Origin of the sequence: Caldisericum sp. (assembly GCF_049967455.1) — a bacterium.
Taxonomy (GTDB): Bacteria; Caldisericota; Caldisericia; order Caldisericales; family Caldisericaceae; genus Caldisericum; species Caldisericum exile_A.
The window spans coordinates 1-2,608 of record NZ_JBMFSR010000081.1 but is presented as its reverse complement, the minus strand read 5'-3'; the positions used below and the strand labels follow the sequence as shown (position 1 = coordinate 2,608).

Annotated in this window: 2 protein-coding genes and 1 pseudogene; all 3 read left to right on the top strand. The window is 36.7% G+C overall.

Features of this window, described 5'->3' with window-relative positions; genetic code table 11:
- On the top strand, window positions 1-1,896 hold a 1,896-nt coding region (locus ACP5SP_RS07800), incomplete at its 5' end, for a helicase-related protein (RefSeq protein ID WP_428076487.1).
- On the top strand, window positions 1,883-2,182 hold the full coding sequence (locus ACP5SP_RS07795; RefSeq protein WP_428076485.1) for a nucleotidyltransferase family protein: 300 nt from the start codon (window positions 1,883-1,885) through the stop codon (window positions 2,180-2,182). The genes ACP5SP_RS07800 and ACP5SP_RS07795, both read left to right, overlap by 14 nt.
- A gap of 13 nt (window positions 2,183-2,195) precedes the next feature.
- Window positions 2,196-2,608 (top strand): annotated as a pseudogene (locus tag ACP5SP_RS07790) (Eco57I restriction-modification methylase domain-containing protein); the annotation flags it as partial.

Sequence of the window (2,608 nt, the reverse complement as noted above, 5' to 3'; positions counted from 1 at the left end):
GCAAAAGAGATTAGAGATAAAGTTTTAAAGTACATCATGGTGCGAAGGACAAGAACGGAAATAAAAAAATACTTTGAAAGAGATCTGAAGAGCAACAATATCGAGTTTCCTGAAATAGATGACCCGAAGCCGTTTTACTACCAACTTAATGATGATGAAGACAGTATCTTCATGGAAACAATTCAATTGATAACGCAAGAATTTCAATACGCCAGATATACCCCTCTCCTTCACCTGAAGGAAACGATCACAGCGTTTCTGGAACAATCTCAAAAAAATCTGGGAGGGTTTATGAAAGTCCTCCTTGTGAAACGCCTCGAAAGTAGTTTCAATGCCTTTCGGAATAGCATTGATAGGTTCATCAATTCCTACGAAATGTTCATTAAAGAATATAAAAATGGTAGTGTTTATGTGAGCAAAAAGTATATCAATAAAATATTTGAGCTTCTTGAGGAAGATGACGATGAAGCAATTCAAAAACTTATCAATGAAGGAAAAGCAGAAAAGTACTCAGCCCAGCACTTTAAACCAGAGTTTGAAACAATTCTCAAGAAAGACTATGAAATTTTAAAAAAAATAAAATCTCTGTGGGAGAACGTAAAAAGGGATCCCAAACTGGAAACCCTGCTGGAGCAACTGAAAAACAATTCTATTCTAAAAAAGAATAAGATAATCATCTTTACAGAGTCAAAAGAAACTGCGGAGTATCTGGGAAGGAAAATTAATGAATCGTTCGGAAGTGAAGTAGCATTGGTATTTCACGGCAATACTTCCGAGACTGAGAGAGATAAGGTAATAGAAAATTTTGATCCGAGAGCAAGGAATAAGAAAGATGACTACAGAATCCTTGTTTCAACTGACGTACTATCCGAAGGTGTGAACCTCCATCGATCGAACATAGTAATAAACTACGACATACCATGGAATCCAACAAGATTAATGCAGAGAGTGGGAAGAATAAATCGTATTGATACAGTTTTTAATAAAATACATGTATTTAACTTTTTCCCCACAACCCAGGCAGACTCAGAAATTGAGCTGACGAAAATTGCCCGTTCAAAAATAGAGGCATTTTTGACATTACTGGGAGGCGATTCTGCAATACTTACCGAAAATGAACCGGTATCTTCTCATGAACTTTTTGATAGACTTCTCTCGAAGGAAACTCTTACAGATGATGAAGAAGAGGAAAGTGAACTCAGGTATTTACGAATTATCGAGGATATCCGTCATAATAACCCAGATCTATTTGAACGTATAAAAAGGCTTCCTAAGAAAGCGCGCTCCTCAAAAGCATTTTCAGGTACTCCTCACAACCTGACCAGGCCGGACTCCCTTCTTACGTTCTTCAGGAGAGGTAAGTTGATGAAATTCTTTTTGTCAGACAAAACAACAACCGTCGAACAAGATTTCCTGACTGCTGCAAAAATTTTGGAAAGTTCTTCTGAAGATAGCAGGGCAAAATTACCTATCGATAACTACCATGAACTCCTCAGAAAGAATAAAGAAGCCTTCCTTGATGCTACGTTTGATGAAGGAATACGGAGCAGGCGAAAAGGTGGAACAAGCAGTGAGGATAAACTCCGCAAAATTCTGAAAGCAACGCTAAATAATACCAAACAATTGACTGAAGACCAGGAAGACTACCTCAAAAAAGTGATATACCAGCTTGATGCTGGTTCTCTACCTAAGCAGACAATAAAGAAAACACTTAAGGCGTTAAATGACCTGAAGCAGGAAATTCAAAATCCCTTGAAGGTCATTGGCACGCTACAAATGAAAATCTCACGTGCTTTTCTTGAAGGCCATTATATTCAGCCAGCAGCTTCAACAGAAGGTAAGAGGGAAGTCATATTGTCACTTTATTTATCGGAGGCAGAAAATGAAAAAGCTTGAAGACATCAAAGAAAAATTGAAAGAGATAAAGCCACAGCTTAAAGAAAAATACGGGATAAAGGAAATTGGAATTTTTGGTTCTTATGTGAGAGGAGAACAAAAGAAAAAAAGCGATCTTGACATACTTGTTGAATTTGAAGAAAGTGCGGAGATAGGGTTACCTGAATTTGTGCATTTAGAAAATATTTTAAGTGATGTACTTGGTGTTAATGTTGACCTCCTTACGAAAAAAGTGCTAAAACCTCACATAGGTAGGCATATTTTAAAGGAGGTAATTTATCTGTGAAGAAGAAAAGAGAATGATTGTAGAACAAGCAAAAAATCTGATAATTAAAACCTTTGAAAACCCTTTTGATAAAGGGAATTTCACTCTTTTTCTGAAAAACCTTCTCAAAACTTTTGAAGACAAAACCTTTATTTACCAAGGCAATTACATTCCCGATGCTTTTGAGCCGTATATAAAATTATTGGAAAGGATTGGTAAGTACTCCTGCGATGATAAAGAGGTTGACTTATTAATTGTCAGATTAAAAAGACAAACATCTCTTGAACGGGCAAGGACAGCACAAAGGAATTTTATTGCCTGGTATTTGAAAGGAAGTAGAGGCGGAAAATTAAAAGACGCAGCACTTGTTGCCTTTGTCTCTCCTGATGAAGACGACTGGCGATTCTCTTTTGTAAAAATGGATTATCGCTTTAAGGAAACATCTCA